Source organism: Microbulbifer sp. MCCC 1A16149, assembly GCF_050368945.1.
In the GTDB taxonomy this organism is placed as follows: domain Bacteria; phylum Pseudomonadota; class Gammaproteobacteria; order Pseudomonadales; family Cellvibrionaceae; genus Microbulbifer.
Genome location: NZ_CP185959.1, coordinates 3,063,270 through 3,079,899, shown reverse-complemented (window position 1 = coordinate 3,079,899; position 16,630 = coordinate 3,063,270). Strand labels below are relative to the sequence as shown.

Here is a 16,630-nt window from a genome sequence, read left to right as displayed (position 1 = left end):
ACAGGTTGCTGTTGCAAAATGCGACAAAAAAGCCGGATATTTCCCTTCTCGGCAGGTAGCTTTTTTATTTCATTCTGTGTATTGTCAATCGTGAGAATGACAGCGCTATCATAAAAACGAATGACAGCGCTATCATTTCGAGGTACAAGGTGAATAAAAGTTTCTAACCAAACCTTTATATCTATAAAAAAGGAAGGGGAAATCGATGCTTAAGCGCAACAAACTCGCTCTCTCGATCAGCGCAGCTGTACTGAGTGGTGGCCTGATGGCTCCGCTGGCAGTTGCCCAGGACGCTCTGGAAGAAATTACCGTTACCGGTATTCGTGGAGCTCTGCAAGATGCCGTAAACATTAAGCGTGACTCGACCGATCTGGTCGACGCTGTGTCTGCGGAAGATGTTGGTAAGTTCCCGGACTCCGACGTAGGTGAAGCACTGGGTCGTATCCCGGGTATCACTGTTGGTCGCGCATTTGGTCAGGGTGCCTCTGTGTCCATTCGTGGTGCAGCTCCCTCTATGACTCTGACCCAGCTGAATGGTCAGAACGTTGCTTCCACAGGCTGGTTTGACCAGATCCCTGTAGACCGCAGCTTCAACTACTCCCTGCTCCCTGCCGAGCTGATCGGTGGCATCGAAGTATATAAATCCTCCCGTGCCGACCTGAACGAAGGTGGCATCGGCGGTACCGTAATCGTCAACACCCGCAAACCGCTGGATATGGACGCCAACACTGCATGGGTTGGTACCACCGCTCGTGTAGGAACCATCAGCGACGAACTCTCTCCGGAAGTTTCCGGCTTGTACAGCTGGAAAAACGATTCCGAGACTTTCGGTGTCCTGGTTTCTGCAGCTAAAGAAGACCGCGAATATGTTCGTCGTGGTACCGAGTCTGACTACCGCTGGTCTGGCGACGTTGCGCCGACCACCTTCCTGCAGGATCAAGAGCGCACTGCTCTGGACGTAACCCTGCAGTACGCGCCGACTGAAGAGCTGGCTTTCACTCTGCACGCCATGTCCCTGGATATGGAAGCAAACAACACCAACACCAGCCTCTACCTGTTCACTCTGGCCGGTGACAATGTGACCTGTCACACCACCAACGCCGCAGGCCTGTGTACTTCCAGCACCACCACCGACTCTCAGTTTGGTGATCTGGAACCGGGTTGGGCTGCCGGTGCTCCGGGTAACGAGACCTTCAACCAGACCTGGGGACGCCTATCCTCCATGAGCTCTGACACCTTCGATTTCGGTACTGAATACGAAGGTGACGGTTTCCGTGTAAGCGGTAACATCGGTTCCACCAAAGCAGAAGGCGGCACTGACTTTACCACCAACTTCTCCCACTTCCCGAGCGTACGCGCTGGTGACACCATGTCTCTGTGGGAAGGCTCTATCGATGCGACTGGCAAAGAGATTGTCATCAATCCGACCATGGATCCGAGTCTGACACTGGATGACTACGGCACCATGCTGTCTCCGGAAGGCTGGGCTGTGGGCAGCGGCCCTGCTCAGGATGAAGAATCCTACGCTCAGCTTGATGTGGAATTTGATCTGAACGTTGGTATCCTGACTTCATTTAAAACCGGTGCTCGCTGGACCGATCACGATGTCAATCGCCGTTCCTATGCTGGCCAGCTCACTCCGGTAGAAGTAGCCGCTAGCGAGATTTACAACGGCACTTTCCAGGTGGGGCAGCAGGGCTTTACTGCACCCAAGCCGAACCTGAGTGCGATGGTTGCTGCGACTCGCGACAGCCTGGATAGCTGGGCGGAAGAGCGTGCGGGTTACTCCGACCTGAACGAAGAGAACACCGCTCTGTACGGTATGTTCACTTTTGAGACCGGAGCTCTGACCGGTAACTTCGGTCTGCGTTACATCTCTACCGACGTTACTCGTAAGCAGTACGATCTGGATGGTACCGAGCTGATGGATGGCGACATTGGCGCCAACAATGGCTATAGCTACGAGTTGTCTGCGTACCGTGCCGACTACAGCGACGTCCTGCCAAGTGCAACCGTTCGCTATGAGCTGTCAGAAGATCTGGTGCTGCGTGCGTCAGCTGCTCAGACGATTTCTCGCCCGACTTATGACGACATGCTCGTTTCATACAACGGCTATGGCGACGACCGTGACAACAACCAGCAGCAGCGTTTCGGTAGCGAAGGTCTGCTGCCGATGAAAGCCACCAGTGCTGACATTGCTCTGGAATACTACTACGGCGACGGTAATCTGGTGTCTGCGACGTACTTCGTTAAGTCCATTGACGACTTCGTGACTTCCGAGATCCTGTTGGACCAGCAGATTGGCCTCGAAGATCCCGCGGGCGGCGACAGCTGGGCAGTCGAAACGCTGAAAAACTCAGGTGGTGCTGATCTGCAAGGTCTTGAGCTTCAGATCCAGCATGCATTTGACAACGGCTTCGGTGTAGCTGCGAACTACACCTATACCGATGGTGACGTTCCGACTGATGCATTCATGGATCAGCTGCCGCTGTTCACTGAGGCTTCTGAGCATGCATACAACCTGGTTGGTTACTGGGAAAATGATACCTTCTCTGCGCGTGCAGCATACAATTTCCGCTCCGAATACCTGATCCGTGAGGGTGGTTTCTGGTACGGTAACCGTATGCACGATGACTTCGGTTCTCTGGACCTGAGCTTCTACTGGTATGCTACCGACAATCTGGATGTGACCTTCGAAGCGATCAACGTCCTCGAAGAAGACGACATCCAGTACGGTGCTGCCGATGCGTCCAGTACCGAGACCGGTATGAAGGGCCCTCTTCTGGAAGGCTTCCCGGCCTGGTCTTTCGAAGGCGAAGCCGTGTACCAGTTGGGTGCAAGCTACAAGTTCTAAGAGCTTGATCGTTAGCTAGTAAAAAAGGCCCGGCTTTTAGCTGGGCCTTTTTTTTGTCTGAAAGTGATTGGTATGAAGATAAAAAAGATTGCGATTGTTGGCGGCGGCACTGCTGGTTGGATGGCGGCCAACCACCTGGGTGTTGAGCTATCTGGTGACTCGCAAATTGAGATCACCCTGATCGAATCTCCGGATGTGCCGGTGATAGGTGTGGGCGAGGGCACCGTGCCCAGAATACGCGAGACGCTGCACAAATTCGGTATTTCCGAGCTGGATTTGTTGGTGAGCTGCGACACCACGTTCAAAACGGGGATCAAGTTTTCCAACTGGATGACAAAGTCTCCAGAGCCCGGTGGCAACTATTACTACCATCCTTTCAGTTCGCCTTACCCCGAAGGCTACGATATTACGGACTACTGGCTGGACGGTAAGGGGAAAGAGGGATTTTCCCGTCTCGCCGATGCGTATTTTGTCGCGGAACAGAATCGCTCCCCCAAACTCATGTCTTCGCCGCCGTACAGGGGGGTGGTTGATTATGCCTATCACTTTAATGCCGGAAAATTTTCCGAACTGATCGCCAGTAATGCTCAAAAACGCTTTGGTGTTAAATATAAATCTGAGACTGTCAGGGGTGCCCGCACCGGAGAGGATGGAAACCTGCGCTCGTTGATCTATGCCAGTGGAGAGGAAGAGCAGTTTGACTTCTATATAGATTGTAGCGGTTTTGCATCCATTCTCATGGGGCAAGAGTTGCAGGTGCCGTTTGTGGATAAGTCCGCTCAAATCCTTACCGATACTGCGCTGGTTCTTCAGGAGCCCACGGCAGAAAATGATCCCATTCAGCCCTATACCTCCGCTACTGCTCACAAGGCGGGTTGGATCTGGGATATTCCTCTAACCAACCGCAGGGGATTGGGATGCGTGTATTCCAGTGCCCACCTGACCGAGTCTGATGCGCTAGGTGAGTTTTCCAGCTATGTGGGGAGAACTTTGGATACCGCCGATGTGCGAAAAATACCGATGAAGATCGGCTATCGCGGAGAGTTTTGGAAGAAAAACTGTGTAGCCCTGGGGCTGGCTCAGGGGTTCGTGGAGCCGCTGGAAGCTACCTCCATTCTGGTGACTGATCTGTCTGCCAACCTGCTAGCAAAAAGTTTCCCCCGCTCGCTGGAAGATATTCCGTCACTATCGGGTTACTACAACAAGGCGGTGAAATACGCCTGGGAAAGAGTAATCGATTTTGTACAGATGCATTACTGTATTTCCGATCGGAGAGATACTGAATTCTGGGTCGACTGCACGGAAAATTCCAAAAAATCTGACGAGCTGGCGGAGCGGTTGTCGCGATGGCTGGTGTCTACACCGAAGCGCTCTGACTTTTTCAGTACTTTTGATCTCTTTGGGGTGGAAAACTATCTGTTCGTACTTTATGGAATGCAATATCCGACGAAAGCCATCACTCTGGGGGAGGAAGAGCGTCGTGGCGCCGCGGATATCTATCGCGAGGCCTTGTTGCGTTTCGAGTCCCTCGCTGGTGATTTAATGTCGCACCGAGACTGGCTGACAGAGTTGCAGTGCCATCTGAATAGAAGTCGCACTTGATTCTGTTTTGAGGCTGAGCTCGTTGCAGTTTAGATTCAGAAATATTCGCATCGTGAGTGATCGTTGGTTTGTTTGATATGCAATTGATTGAAGTTGGGGAAGAGAAGAATACCGTCATAGTGATTGATGATTTTCTCGAAAACCCTGAAGAGCTGGTGGATTTCGCCAAGCGCGCCAGCTTTGCGCCGTGGCCGATGGCGGCGGAGGGGAAAGGTTATCCCGGTGTCCGTGCGGGGGCCCCCGAAAGCCATGCGTTACGGTTGATGGAGCGACTGGATGCGGTTGTGCGTGAGAAATTTAACATAGCAGCGGGAGCCGAGTTGAAGATTCAGCAAGAGACGCTGAATCTCATTACGGTTGCGGAGGATGAGCTGGGGCCTCTACAGCGCGCTCCTCATTTCGATACCAGTGACCCCAGGCTTTACGCGATTTTGCTGTATCTGTGTGACGAGACCCATGGGGGAACCGGGTTTTACCGGCATAAAAGCACTGGCTATGAAGCCATACGCCCCGACCGGGTCGAACACTACCTGGATAGTTGCTATGTTGAGTTCAACAAGTTTCGCCGTCCGCGGAAGTACTGTGGAGACTCTGACGATCTTTTCACCAGGGTAGGATTTGTGCCGGCAAAATATAACCGGGCGGTGATCTACAAGGGAAATCTGCTGCACAGTGCGAATATACTGAGTGACAAAAGCATCAGCTTCTGTCCCGAGACGGGGCGTTTGACCGCCAACCTGTTTGTCAGCTACGAATAGATGAGGCTGGGCGGTTGGAGTGGGTGAAGGGCGCGTAATCAGTGCAGGAAGGACTGGTAACTTCCTCCCCGCTGGTGTAACTTTTTGCTTCCCTTTTTGAGTATAAAAAATATACTGTCCGGGTTTTTTAGAATAACTTCAAATTTCAATAAGGTGTTGTATGGCCACTGTAGAAGCCCCAAAAATCGTTCCTCTGCGCAGCGACGCTCACGGTAAGCTGAAAGTTCGTGAGTTGGGGACCTTCGAGCACGTTGCAAAAGCACACATGGTGCCGGTAACTGCTCATGAATTCGCCCGTCTGGGTGCTGAATACCCTATCGTTTTCGTCAAGAACTCCGATACCGACCAGTTCCAGTCTGTTGCACTGCTGAGCCTGAAAGTAGGCGAGAACCTGTTCGTCGATGGTGATAAGTGGAAAGGTGTTTTCGTTCCGGGCGCAGTCCGCAACCATCCTTTCGTTCTGGCCCCGGCTGGTGAGAACAAAGAACAGCTCATGGTAGGCCTGATTGAAAACAGCCCGGTTGTCGGTGAGGAAGAGGGTAATGCCCTGTTCACCGAGTCTGGCGAAGAAAGCGAATACCTGAAGGCCAAGAAAGAGTCTCTGGTGGGCTACCTCGAGAGCGACCAGATGACCAAGGCGTTCATCACCATTCTGGCCGAGAAAGACCTGCTGACCACTCAGAACGTTGCAGTCAACGCTGGTGGTGAGAAGATCAACCTGACCGGTATCTACATGGTTGACGAGAAGAAGCTGGGCGAGCTCAGCGAAGAAGACTTCGCTGATTTCCGCAAGCGTGGTTTCCTGCCGCCGCTGTTCGCACAGCTCGGCTCCATGCATCAGTTCTCCCGTCTGGCGAAGATGCAGGCAGAAGCCTGATATCTGCTTTCAGGGGGCGCTCTGCTCCCTGATTTCCCGGTCTCGACCACTCGAGGCCGGGACATACTCTCCGGTTATTCCCGCCATGCTCTTATCCCGCTACTCCGCCTGGTTCTTATTCCTGTCAGCTTTTTACTGTCTCTGGGCGCTGTTTGTATCCAGCCAGAACCTCTGGGGCGAGGTAGCTGAACACTGGCCAATGGCCCTGTCCATGGCGATCGGTTCCTACGCCGCGGGTTCTACGCCCATGGGTGGCGGCACAGTCGGGTTTCCCGTGCTGGTGTTGCTGTTCGATATGCCGGCCAGTCTCGGTCGGGATTTCAGTTTTGCGGTACAGTCCATTGGTATGGTCAGTGCCAGTATCTTTATTTTCTGTCGGCGCCAGTTGCTGGCCTGGTCTATGTTGCGCGGTGCGTTGCTGGGCAGCCTGTTGTCGACGCCGCTGGGTATTCTCTATTTTGCGCCCCTTGTTCCCGAGCTATGGGTAAAGCTGTCGTTTGCGGTGATCTGGGGCAGCTTCGGGGTTTTGCACCTGTATCGCCTGCGGGAAATTACCGGTCACGATCACGCTGGGGACCCGCGTTGTCCCAAGGATTTTCGAGTGGGGCTGATGCTGGGGGCCGCATCCGGCTTTGCCGCAGTGTCGGTTACCGGGGTCGGTATCGATATGGTGATATACGCGGCACTGGTGTTGCTCAGCCGCGTGGATCTCAAGGTCGCCATTCCGACATCCGTGGTGATTATGGCGTTCTCTTCCGTGGTGGGCGTTGTGGTGAAGAGTGTTGCCGGCGATTGGCAGCCGGGAGTGTTGGGTAACTGGCTGGCGGCGGCGCCGGTGGTGGCTCTGGGGGCGCCTCTTGGGGTATTCGTGGTCGGTTTGATTGGTCGCCAGCCCACGCTTCTCGCAGTGGCACTATTGTGTATTGTGCAGTTCGTGTGGACCTGTATTTCGGAAAGGGCGACCCTGGGGCTTGCCGGAACGGCGATCGCGTTGGTTGCGGTAGTGGTGTGTCTTGCGGGCTTTGAGGCGCTGCGCCTGTTGGGGTTGCGTCGCGAGCGCAATCGCACGGGATTGGCTGACGCCGTTGATACGGATATTTCTTTGAGCCAGCCTGTCCCGGGATCCTAGCTACTTTCAGCTCGTGGTAGGCCCCGTCTTCGCACTAGTTTGCGTCCGGGGCGGATAATAAAAAAGGCGATCTCTTGCGAGATCGCCTTTTTTAAGTATGGCTGGGGTGGAAGGATTCGAACCTTCGCATGACGGGATCAAAACCCGCTGCCTTACCGCTTGGCTACACCCCAGTAAAGGTGCTGTGAGGCTGGTACTCACAGAGAAAAATGGTAGCAAGGGGGAGACTTGAACTCCCGACCTCAGCATTATGAGTGCTGCGCTCTAACCAGCTGAGCTACCTTGCCACAACCAATCTCGTCTAACCGAGGGCGCGCATTATCGGGCTACCTCGGGGGTCTGTCAACACTTTTTTAGTAAATTAATCAGTAGCTTAGCGCGTAATCCGCTTTTCCCCCGGGGATCAGCGTCCGCGGCCGATGGCGGCGAGCAGCGAACCCAGCACAACGGTAATTGCGCCAACCCAGCTGATCCAGTTCAGCGGTTCCACTTCGATGTATTGCGGCCACAGGTTGCCGATGACGGCGCTGAGCGCCAGGGTCATCAGCGGTACCAGAGCGAGGGTGGCGCTGACCCGGGATGCCTCCCAGGCACCCATAGCCTTGGCGAAGGCGCCGTAGGCGATCAGTGTGTTGGCGGTCAGGAAAATCAGCAGGCCCCAGCCGAGTGCGTCCAGCTGTAGTGCGCTGGATGGCTGTGAGACCGGCAGGAAGCACAGGGTGCCGGAAATATAGATCAGTATCAGCAGGTTCTGTGGGCGCGACTGGGCGACGATCTTTTTCTGGAACAGGCCGTAGATGGCCCAGGTCACTGCCGCGATAACCACCAGGCCAACACCCACCAGATACTCGCGGTCTTCCCCTTCCATCAGCTCCTGAATACGCAGGTTGAAGAACAGCGGCAGCCCGATACATACCAGGCCCACGCCCATCCACTGGCGCGCAGAGAAACGCTCGCCGAGGAAGATCACGCTGAAAATCAGGAGCAGTAGTGGTGCCAGCTGGATCAGTACCTGCAGGGCGCCGGGAGTGATGTAATTGAGTCCGGTGGCATAGGAAATATAGTTGCCCAGCAGGCCGGCGACGGCGAGCACGGTGTAGGGCAGCAGTTTCCCGCGCAACAGTGCGCCGAGCTGCAGGTCGCGGCGGGATCCATACCAGGCGCCGGCAAACAGGGCTGCGCCAAAGAAGCGAAACCAGGTCACGGTAGTGGAATCCATGTCGCTGATCAGGCCTTTCATGGCGATGGGCAGCAGGGCCCACAGGAAGGCGGTGGTCAGGGCCAGCGGCAGGCCGACTCTCCAGTTGGATTGATACATGGCAACCTACGGTGATGGTGCTAGATCAGGTGCGGGGTTGCACCCGAGAGGTGTACTGCGGAGCCTTTGTGGGGCCCCGCAGTCCGGGACTGCTTCGGTCGGTGTCAGGAGGGGGCGGGTGTTTTAGACGTTAAAGCGGAAGTGGATAACATCGCCGTCTGCGACAACGTAATCCTTGCCTTCCAGGCGCCATTTACCTGCTTCCTTGGCGCCGGCTTCGCCCTTGTTATCCACAAAGTCGGTATAGCCCACCACTTCAGCGCGGATAAAGCCTTTCTCGAAATCGGTGTGGATCTTGCCCGCAGCCTGCGGCGCAGTTGCTTGCAGGGGGATGGTCCAGGCGCGTACTTCTTTGACGCCGGCAGTGAAGTATGTGTGCAGGTTCAGCAGGTTGTAGCCTGCGCGGATCACGCGGTTCAGGCCCGGTTCTTCCATGCCCAGCTCTTCCAGAAACTCCTGCTTTTCATCATCGTCGAGTTCGGCAATTTCGGCTTCCAGCTTGTTGCAGATGGGAACCAGAACGGCATTTTCTTCTGCGGCGATGGCAGAGACCGCATCCAGGTGCGGGTTGTTCTCGAAGCCGTCTTCATCGACGTTGGCGATGTACATGGTGGGCTTGACGGTGAGCAGGCTCAGTTCGCGCAGGTCCGCAAGCTCGTCATCATTCAGGCCGAATGAGCGCAGCGGCTTGGCTTCATCCAGGTGCGGCTGGATCTTTTCCAGCAGTGCCTTCATCTTGATGGCGTGCTTGTCCTGACCTTTGGCGGCACGAGTGTAGCGCTGCAGTGCTTTTTCTACGGTATCCAGGTCGGCCAGCGCCAGCTCGGTGTTGATGACTTCAATATCGGCAACCGGGTGTACCTTATTCGCCACGTGAATGACGTTGTCGTCTTCGAAGCAGCGAACCACGTGGGCGATGGCATCGGTCTCGCGGATATTGGCGAGGAACTTGTTGCCCAGGCCCTCACCCTTGGAGGCGCCGGCAACCAGGCCTGCGATATCAGTAAACTCCATGGTGGTGGGGATCACTTTCTGCGGGTTGACGATTTCCGCCAGCTTGTCGAGGCGGGGATCCGGTACGGGTACCACGCCGGCGTTGGGCTCAATGGTGCAGAAAGGGAAGTTCTCTGCGTCGATGCCCGCCTTGGTGAGGGCATTGAACAGAGTAGATTTGCCCACATTGGGCAGGCCGACGATGCCGCAAGTAAAACCCATGGTCTGAATCCTGTAGGTGTTCGGTGAGTAGAGCGCGCGCAGGCAGCTCTTACCTATTTTGCTTTGGTGTGCAGTGTTTTCATGGCCCCGTTCCAGTCGCCAGAGGCGGCGGTGGGGAGTACATCAACGGCGCGGTCGATGGCTTCGGCCAGCTGGTCCTGCTCAACCCGCGGGGCGCGCTGCAGAACGTAGTTGACGACATCGCGGGCATTGCCCGGGTGGCCAACGCCGAGGCGAAGACGCATGAAATCGCGATTGTTCCCCAGTGCCGAGATAATGTCGCGCAGGCCGTTGTGGCCTCCGTGACCACCACCACCTTTCAGGCGTGCGGTGCCACTGGGCAGGTCCAGCTCATCGTGGGCGACCAGAATGGCCTCGGCGGGAATCTTGAAGAAGTTCGCCAGTGGGCCTACTGCCTGGCCACTGCGATTCATATAGGTGGTGGGAATCAGCAGGCGGATATCCTGCCCGCTGATCCGCACACGGCCGGTGAGACCGTGATATTTGCTGTCTGGCGCGAGCTGAGCGCCGTGGATACGGGCCAGCTCGGAGACAAAGTCGGCTCCCGCGTTGTGACGCGTCCGGTCGTACTCGGGGCCTGGGTTACCCAGGCCGACGATTAACTGAATGGGCGTGTCGGGAGCCTTGCTCAAGGTACTTTACCTTATCGGGAGACCTGAACGTCTGCCGGCTTATGCTTCGCCGGACTCTTCGCCTTCACCTTCTTCGGCGTCAGCTTCGATGGCGCCACGCGGCTTGTGCACGGAGGCAACAACCAGGTCGTGGTCTTCACCGTGGGCCAGGTCCACAGACTCAACGCCTTCCGGCAGTTTGATGTCGGAGATGTGAACGGTGGCGTCCAGTTCCAGGTCAGCCAGGTCTACTTCGATGAACTCAGGCAGCTTGGAAGCCGGTGCGTTGATGTCCAGCTCGGTCAGGGTGTGAGACACGATGCCGCCAGCTTTAACACCTTTGCAGGACTCTTCGTTCAGGAAGTGCAGGGGTACTTTAACGTGTACTTTGGTGTTCGCAGATACGCGCTGGAAGTCAGCGTGCAGCAGGATCGCCTTGGCCGGGTGACGCTGCAGGTCGCGCAGGATCACGGTCTCTTCCTTGCCGTCGACATTCAGGGTCAGAACGGAGGAGTAAACGGCTTCGCTTTCCAGAGCCTTGAACATATCTTTCTGCAGCAGGGCAATGGATTGCGGTTCGGCTTCGCCACCGTAGATGATGGCCGGAACTTTCGCTTCCAGGCGACGCAGGCGGCGGCTCGCACCTTTCCCTTCGTCGCTACGGACGCTGGCATTCAGTTTGAAATCAGACATGGGGTAAACCTCAGGTTGTCTGTCCAGAAGGACCTGCGACCGGAACCTTCTGGCGTTGCTATAAAATGGGCGAAATCTATTGAAACACCCAATAGTAAACGCCCGGCGGTACCGGGCGGGCGCGTATTCTAAGGGCAAGCGCAGGGGATTGCCAGTGTAATCGTGGTTTGCTTACGACTACCTGGCGGGTGCTTTTCCGTTGCTGGATAGGGCTGTGAAGCGGCCTTATGAACGGAACATTGCCGAAAGTGATTCTTCGTTGCTGATGCGGCGCATGGACTCGGCCAGCATCGCAGACAGGGTGAGCTGACGGATTTTCGATGACTGCGCCATCTTGTCGCCCAGCGGGATGGAGTCGGTGACTACCAGTTCATCCAGAACCGAGTTGTTCAGGTTCTCGATCGCCTTGCCGGAGAGTACCGGGTGGGTACAGTAGGCAACGACTTTCTTGGCGCCGTGTTCTTTCAGGGCGTTGGCCGCGTTACACAGGGTGCCCGCGGTATCCACCATATCGTCTACCAGCAGGCAGGTGCGGCCGTTGATCTCACCGATGATGTTCATCACTTCGGCAACATTGGCAGCGGGGCGGCGCTTGTCGATGATGGCCAGATCGCAGTCGAGACTCTTGGCAACGGCGCGGGCGCGCACAACGCCGCCGATATCCGGGGACACGACAACCAGGTCTTCATATTTCTGGCGCTCGATATCGTCCAGCAGCACGGAAGAACCGTAAACGTTGTCTACCGGCACGTCGAAGAAGCCCTGGATCTGCTCGGCGTGCAGGTCAACGGTCAGTACGCGGTCGATGCCCACGCTCACCATCATGTCTGCCACGACCTTGGCGGAAATCGGCACCCGCTGTGAACGCACCCGGCGATCCTGGCGCGCGTAGCCGAAGTAGGGGACTACCGCGGTAATGCGGCCGGCTGAGGCGCGACGCAGGGCGTCAACCAGCAGGATCAGTTCCATGATGTTGCGGTTGGTGGGCTGGCAGGTGGACTGCACCACAAAAACATCGCGACCGCGCACGTTGTCGGTGATCTCAACCGCGATCTCACCATCGGAGAAGCGCTTGACCACCGCCTCTCCCAGCGGTATCGCCATATGCTCAACAACCTTTTGTGCCAGTTCCGGGTTTGCGTTGCCGGTGAAGACCATTAAGTCAGCCACTGCGAGTACCTTTTTCGTTGGGAGTAGATGATAGTAGTGAAATTCAGGGGGTTTTCGGAGCGCGAACTGCTTGCAGGTTAGTGTGATGCCGTGTCATTGGGCGACCATTGGTGCAAGTGTAGAGGATGGCCCTGATTGGCCGCTTGTCGGGGTTGGGCCCGAAGCTCCAAAGCGAGCCATGGATGGCTCGCCCGCAAACCAGTTCAGCTGGTTTGGCGGGAGCTAAGTGCGGATATGCGCCGCGCTTAGCGTTTTTCAGGAATTCATGGATGAATTCCTGAAAACTAAGAAAGTGGCTGGGGTGGAAGGATTAGCTTCGCCTGCGGCTCGCTGGTCTCCGCTGGCTGCGCCAGCTCCGGCTCGAACCTGTCAGAGTGCGTTGCTTTCGCCAAACTCACTGCCAACCTGAAAATATGGCTGGGGTGGAAGGATTCGAACCTTCGCATGACGGGATCAAAACCCGCTGCCTTACCGCTTGGCTACACCCCAGCAATGTTGCAGCTAATCAATTTAGACCGTTGCTGCAAATTTCGCGAGCTGCCTGTGGGTCGGAGAGTCATCGACGCCTTTGGCAATAAAGCCCTGCCACCCTTCAGGCCGTTCAGCGAACACTTTTTGCGCCGCTTCTTCTGACGCGAATCCGGCAAAAACACATGCGCCGGTTCCTGTCAGGTAGGCCTGTCCGTAGTGCGCAAGCCACGATCGGGCTGCATGCACCTCGGGGTAGAGGCTCTCAACCAGCGACTGGAAATCGTTACCGGCATATTGATTCAGCCAGTGTGTGTTCAGCCGCCTGTCGCGAAGGGCCGCTAATGTAATTGCGGCAGAATCTCTTGTCAAACGCGGATCGGAAAAAAGCGCCGCCGTGCTGACATGGCAGGCTGGTGTCAGCACCAGGTACCACTGGGGAGCAATGGATACCGGGGTCAGGCGTTCGCCCACTCCTTCGGCAAATGCGGAATGGCCGCGTACAAATACCGGCACATCGGCGCCGAGTTGCGCACCCAGTTCCGCGAGCTTGTCCAGGTCCAGGCGGCACTGCCACAGATGATTCAGGCCCAGGAGCGCTGTAGCGGCATCGCTGCTGCCGCCGCCAATTCCGCCTCCGGCGGGAAGAATCTTGTCTACCGTAATCCTTGCGCCCTGTTCTCGGTTGCCACAGTGCTGCCGGAGCAATTGGGCAGCGCGATAAATCAGGTTTTGCTGTGGTGGCACGTCAACACCGGGGCACTGCAGGTGGATATGTCCGTCGGTGGTGGCTTCAAAAGTCAGGGTGTCGCCAAAATCCAGTAACTGAAAAATCGTCTGCAGTTCGTGGTAGCCATCCGCGCGGCGACCGAGAATCCGCAGCATGAGGTTCAGTTTGGCAGGGGCAGGGAGGGAAAACGCATTCATGGAGAGTGGGCGGTTAAAAAGTCTGGCGGCCAGTTTAGCAGTCGCCAGACTTTTGCTGTAGCAGCTTATTTGGGCTGCCAGTCCTTGATCACCACAGTGACACTCACCGGCCCGGCGGCCTGATTGGTGGCGGCTTTGATGCGGGTGGGGAGCTGGTAGGGGCCGACATTCTGGTAGCCGCCAAAGCTCAATTGCCAGCCAGCTTGCTGCAGGCTTTGCAGTAGTCCCTGGGAATTCTTCTGCTCACCGGCAATCGCACCCGGCGCAGGCAGTCCGCGCACCCAGTAAAACATCTCAGACACAGGCAGGGGCCAGCCCATGATCTGCTCGGTGAGCTGAGCGGGACTGGAGGCAAACACGGCGGGTTCACTGCCGCTTTGTAAGCTGACACCGGCAGGTGAGCCACTGATTACCGTAGCGCCGGCGCCCAATGGGCCGCTGAGATGGATGCGGTAGTTGCCGCTGGCCTGTTGCCAGGTAAGGTTGGCGCTGCCGTTTTCCTTGGGGGACCGTACCCCCAGTTTTCCGGTGGCCTCCCAGCGCTGCAGTGCGGCGGCGGATTGCGGTTGTGCCGATTGGGCTGGTGGTTGGGACGGTTGTGGTTTCTGCGAGCTGCACGCGGTGACAGCGACAAGCAGCACCGCGGTAACCAGCTGCCGGGTGCGGGTAGCGATGCGCCCGCACAGTTTTTTATCGAACGTGAATGGTAATCGGGACACAGAGAGAACTTCAGCTTTCCGTAACATGCTGTTCCAGTCTTTGTTGATCCTGTAGCCGCTGCATGGCCTCGGGAATTAGTTTACTTTCCGGGTTGTTCTGCAATCCCTGCTCCCACACCTGCATGGCCTGTTGGCGCTGACCCAGTGCCCACAGCGCCTCACCCAGATGTGCGGCGATTTCGTGATCTTTGAGCAGCTCGTGAGCCCTTTGCAGGTATTTCACTGCCTCAGCATGGTTGCCCAGGCGGTGATGTGCCCAGCCCATACTGTCGATAATGGCGGGGTCATCCGGGCTCAGTTCCAGCGCCTTGCTGATCAGTACCAGTGCCTCGTTGAGGCGGTCCTCATAGGAGAGCAGTTTGTAACCCAATGTGTTCAGCAGGTTCGCATTATCCGGATCGCTGGACAACAATTTGCGCAAACTCAGTTCAAAGTTTTCCACATCTCCCAGCTGCTCACTGGTCATGGCATAGGCGTAGATCAGTCGTTTACTGTCACCGTTGGTTTTTAGAGCGCCGGAGAGAAGCGTCTGCGCTTCTTTAAGACGACCGTATTTAGTGAGTAGTTCCGTCTGCAATAGATAGAACTGTTCTTTCTGGCCCGGATGGCGCGCGCGCAATTCTTCAAACCAGTCCTGCGCCTCACTGGTATTGCCGCTGGCGGCGAGCAGGTTGGTGCCACGGGTAATCGCCTGTACGTAATCGCCGCCCGGACGCACCATGCGATAGTGGGTAACGGCTTCACTTACCTTATCTTTTTTCTCGGCAATGCCGGCGAGATAGAAGTGTGCCGCGGATTCGTGTTCCTCGAGTTGCAGCAGTTTTTCCAGTAGTGGCTTGGCGTTGTCGAGTTGTCCGGTTTCGTACTGGATCAATGCCAGGGAAAGGATCAAGTTGGCATCGTTGGGACGCTGTTTCACCAGCTCCACAAACTGATGTTGCGCCAGTTCAATATCTTCGCGAATCAGCAACCGCGCATACTGCAGGCGCAGGCGGCTCTCTTTGGGGTAGAGGGATACCAGGTTTTCCAGCAGCTGGCGCGCCTCTTTGTTGCGCCCCATATCAATCAGGATATGGGATTCCAGCAGCGGTGCATCGAGTAGCGCCGGGTCTCGCTCCTGTACCTGGTGGGTCAGGTTCAGGGCTTCCTGGGGGTTGTTGTTGGCCCGCAGCAGCATGGCGAGCGCCAGGGCGGCCTCGTTGTTGGTCGGGTATTTCTGTGACAGGCGGCGGAATTCCGGAAGTATCTTCTTCGCCAGTTCTTCGTTATCTACCGCGGTGGCCGCCACGGATTGCAGTGGTGCATCGCCGCCCAGGCTGAGTGCCAGTTCTGCGTGGCGCATGGCGGCATCCAGTTCTCCGGCGAGAGTGAGTTCGGCAGTCGCAGCCAGCTGCGCTTCGGGGCTTTCTGGCTCCAGTTCTACCCACAGCTGGGCGGAGCGCAGTGCCGCACGGCGCGCGTTCAGGTAGCGTGCGATCCGGGTGGCGCGGGCAGCGATTCCAGCATCTTTGGTGCGCTCGGCCTGGAAGTAGTAGTTCGCCAGCGCCAGGTCATACTGCTGGCGATTGCCTGCAACTTCTGCCACCAGTAGCGTGTAAAAGGTTTCAATAGGGAAAGGTTTGGTTTTGTCGCTCTTTTCTTCTTTTTCAGCAGGCACCCCCCGTTTTGCCAGCGTCGTTTCGTCATTTTCAGCCACTTTCTCTGCGCCGCTGGCGATGGGTTGCGCGGCAGTGGATATTTCGGGGGCCGCGTAGGCCGCACCTGCCACGGGTTCATTGGCGGCATCGACCTGGAGGGGTTGCTGACTGCAGGCGCACAGGATAGCTACCGATATTGCAGTTGCGAGTACGCGTGTCGGATGACGTCGGGCGCCATCTTGCGGCGCGCTGCCATCGGATGTCTGTACATCGGAATTCTGTACAGAAGACGCGATGGCCTTCCGGCTCAACTGGGGCGGGGCGAAAAAGGTGGCAAGGATCGGGGATGAAAAAAGCTGCATAAAAAACGTGTCCGTACGTTCGCGCCGGTCACCGGTCAGCCGTGAGTCCTGGGCTGAACTGTGGCACCTCCTGTGCTTTTGCGGGCAGTGAGGCGGGGCCGTTCTGTGTGGTGGGGCGTCTGTTGGCGTATTTTTCCGGGTTATCGCCGTATAATTCTAGTTGTGAATTCCTCCTGCTGTGGCCGCGGTCGGGGTTTCGGCGCGAAGTCAGCATCTATTTAAACCGCGGTATGCAAGCCGCGTTTGGCGGCCAAACAGGTTGTGACTGG

The 16,630-nt window shown here is 56.6% G+C and carries 13 protein-coding genes and 3 tRNA genes; 5 read left to right on the top strand and 11 right to left on the bottom strand.

The features are described 5' to 3' along the window. The first annotated feature begins 205 nt into the window (after positions 1–205). The 5 genes from ACONT6_RS12950 (at position 206) to ACONT6_RS12930 (ending at position 7,220) form a co-directional block, all read left to right on the top strand. On the top strand, positions 206–2,854 hold the full coding sequence (locus ACONT6_RS12950) for a TonB-dependent receptor (RefSeq protein ID WP_428818897.1): 2,649 nt from the start codon (positions 206–208) through the stop codon (positions 2,852–2,854). Between the two features lie 72 nt (positions 2,855–2,926). Then, positions 2,927–4,456, top strand: a complete 1,530-nt coding sequence (locus ACONT6_RS12945; protein WP_428818896.1) for a tryptophan halogenase family protein — start codon at positions 2,927–2,929, stop codon at positions 4,454–4,456. 77 nt (positions 4,457–4,533) lie between these two features. Then, positions 4,534–5,214: a DUF6445 family protein gene (locus ACONT6_RS12940; protein WP_428818895.1), complete on the top strand. Its 681-nt coding sequence runs from the start codon at positions 4,534–4,536 to the stop codon at positions 5,212–5,214. A 160-nt stretch (positions 5,215–5,374) separates the two neighbouring features. Further along, positions 5,375–6,091 carry a SapC family protein gene (locus ACONT6_RS12935; RefSeq protein ID WP_181252392.1) on the top strand — a complete coding sequence of 239 codons (717 nt, stop codon included), beginning with the start codon at positions 5,375–5,377 and terminating at the stop codon, positions 6,089–6,091. Positions 6,092–6,176: 85 nt separating this feature from the next. Then, entirely contained in the window at positions 6,177–7,220 is a 1,044-nt protein-coding gene (locus ACONT6_RS12930; protein ID WP_428818894.1) for a sulfite exporter TauE/SafE family protein, read from the top strand. 98 nt (positions 7,221–7,318) lie between these two features. Here the strand turns inward: ACONT6_RS12930 and ACONT6_RS12925 are convergent. The 11 genes from ACONT6_RS12925 to ACONT6_RS12875 form a co-directional block, all read right to left on the bottom strand. Beyond that, positions 7,319–7,393, bottom strand: a tRNA-Gln gene (locus ACONT6_RS12925). 37 nt (positions 7,394–7,430) lie between these two features. After that, positions 7,431–7,507, bottom strand: a tRNA-Met gene (locus tag ACONT6_RS12920). Positions 7,508–7,623: 116 nt separating this feature from the next. Next, positions 7,624–8,538 (bottom strand): DMT family transporter, encoded by a 915-nt coding sequence (locus ACONT6_RS12915; protein WP_428818893.1) that lies wholly within the window; start codon positions 8,536–8,538, stop codon positions 7,624–7,626. Positions 8,539–8,661: 123 nt separating this feature from the next. After that, positions 8,662–9,753: a redox-regulated ATPase YchF gene (gene ychF, locus ACONT6_RS12910; protein WP_428818892.1), complete on the bottom strand. Its 1,092-nt coding sequence runs from the start codon at positions 9,751–9,753 to the stop codon at positions 8,662–8,664. A gap of 53 nt (positions 9,754–9,806) precedes the next feature. After that, the gene (gene pth / locus ACONT6_RS12905) at positions 9,807–10,406 is read right to left on the bottom strand and encodes an aminoacyl-tRNA hydrolase (RefSeq protein WP_428818891.1); all 600 of its coding nucleotides are present in this window, start codon (positions 10,404–10,406) and stop codon (positions 9,807–9,809) included. A gap of 39 nt (positions 10,407–10,445) precedes the next feature. Then, positions 10,446–11,078 carry a 50S ribosomal protein L25/general stress protein Ctc gene (locus ACONT6_RS12900; protein WP_181252397.1) on the bottom strand — a complete coding sequence of 211 codons (633 nt, stop codon included), beginning with the start codon at positions 11,076–11,078 and terminating at the stop codon, positions 10,446–10,448. 225 nt (positions 11,079–11,303) lie between these two features. Then, entirely contained in the window at positions 11,304–12,236 is a 933-nt protein-coding gene (locus tag ACONT6_RS12895; RefSeq protein ID WP_305075982.1) for a ribose-phosphate pyrophosphokinase, read from the bottom strand. 426 nt (positions 12,237–12,662) lie between these two features. Next, positions 12,663–12,737: transfer RNA gene (locus ACONT6_RS12890), tRNA-Gln, on the bottom strand. A 21-nt stretch (positions 12,738–12,758) separates the two neighbouring features. Then, a complete protein-coding gene (gene ispE / locus ACONT6_RS12885; RefSeq protein WP_428818890.1) occupies positions 12,759–13,643 on the bottom strand; it encodes a 4-(cytidine 5'-diphospho)-2-C-methyl-D-erythritol kinase in 885 nt (294 codons plus the stop codon). Between the two features lie 65 nt (positions 13,644–13,708). Further along, the gene (lolB, locus tag ACONT6_RS12880) at positions 13,709–14,362 is read right to left on the bottom strand and encodes a lipoprotein insertase outer membrane protein LolB (RefSeq protein WP_428818889.1); all 654 of its coding nucleotides are present in this window, start codon (positions 14,360–14,362) and stop codon (positions 13,709–13,711) included. 10 nt (positions 14,363–14,372) lie between these two features. Beyond that, on the bottom strand, positions 14,373–16,361 hold the full coding sequence (locus ACONT6_RS12875) for a tetratricopeptide repeat protein (protein ID WP_428818888.1): 1,989 nt from the start codon (positions 16,359–16,361) through the stop codon (positions 14,373–14,375). Positions 16,362–16,630 lie beyond the last annotated feature (269 nt).

Excerpts from the sequence above, each read along its gene's own strand:
- ACONT6_RS12950 (WP_428818897.1), top strand. The coding sequence starts at position 206 with ATGCTTAAGCGCAACAAACTCGCTCTCTCGATCAGCGCAGCTGTACTG.
- ACONT6_RS12945 (WP_428818896.1), top strand. The coding sequence starts at position 2,927 with ATGAAGATAAAAAAGATTGCGATTGTTGGCGGCGGCACTGCTGGTTGG.
- ACONT6_RS12940 (WP_428818895.1), top strand. The coding sequence starts at position 4,534 with ATGCAATTGATTGAAGTTGGGGAAGAGAAGAATACCGTCATAGTGATT.
- ACONT6_RS12935 (WP_181252392.1), top strand. The coding sequence starts at position 5,375 with ATGGCCACTGTAGAAGCCCCAAAAATCGTTCCTCTGCGCAGCGACGCT.
- ACONT6_RS12930 (WP_428818894.1), top strand. The coding sequence starts at position 6,177 with ATGCTCTTATCCCGCTACTCCGCCTGGTTCTTATTCCTGTCAGCTTTT.
- ACONT6_RS12915 (WP_428818893.1), bottom strand. The coding sequence starts at position 8,538 with ATGTATCAATCCAACTGGAGAGTCGGCCTGCCGCTGGCCCTGACCACC.
- ychF (WP_428818892.1), bottom strand. The coding sequence starts at position 9,753 with ATGGGTTTTACTTGCGGCATCGTCGGCCTGCCCAATGTGGGCAAATCT.
- ACONT6_RS12900 (WP_181252397.1), bottom strand. The coding sequence starts at position 11,078 with ATGTCTGATTTCAAACTGAATGCCAGCGTCCGTAGCGACGAAGGGAAA.
- ACONT6_RS12895 (WP_305075982.1), bottom strand. The coding sequence starts at position 12,236 with ATGGTCTTCACCGGCAACGCAAACCCGGAACTGGCACAAAAGGTTGTT.
- ispE (WP_428818890.1), bottom strand. The coding sequence starts at position 13,643 with ATGAATGCGTTTTCCCTCCCTGCCCCTGCCAAACTGAACCTCATGCTG.
- ACONT6_RS12875 (WP_428818888.1), bottom strand. The coding sequence starts at position 16,361 with ATGCAGCTTTTTTCATCCCCGATCCTTGCCACCTTTTTCGCCCCGCCC.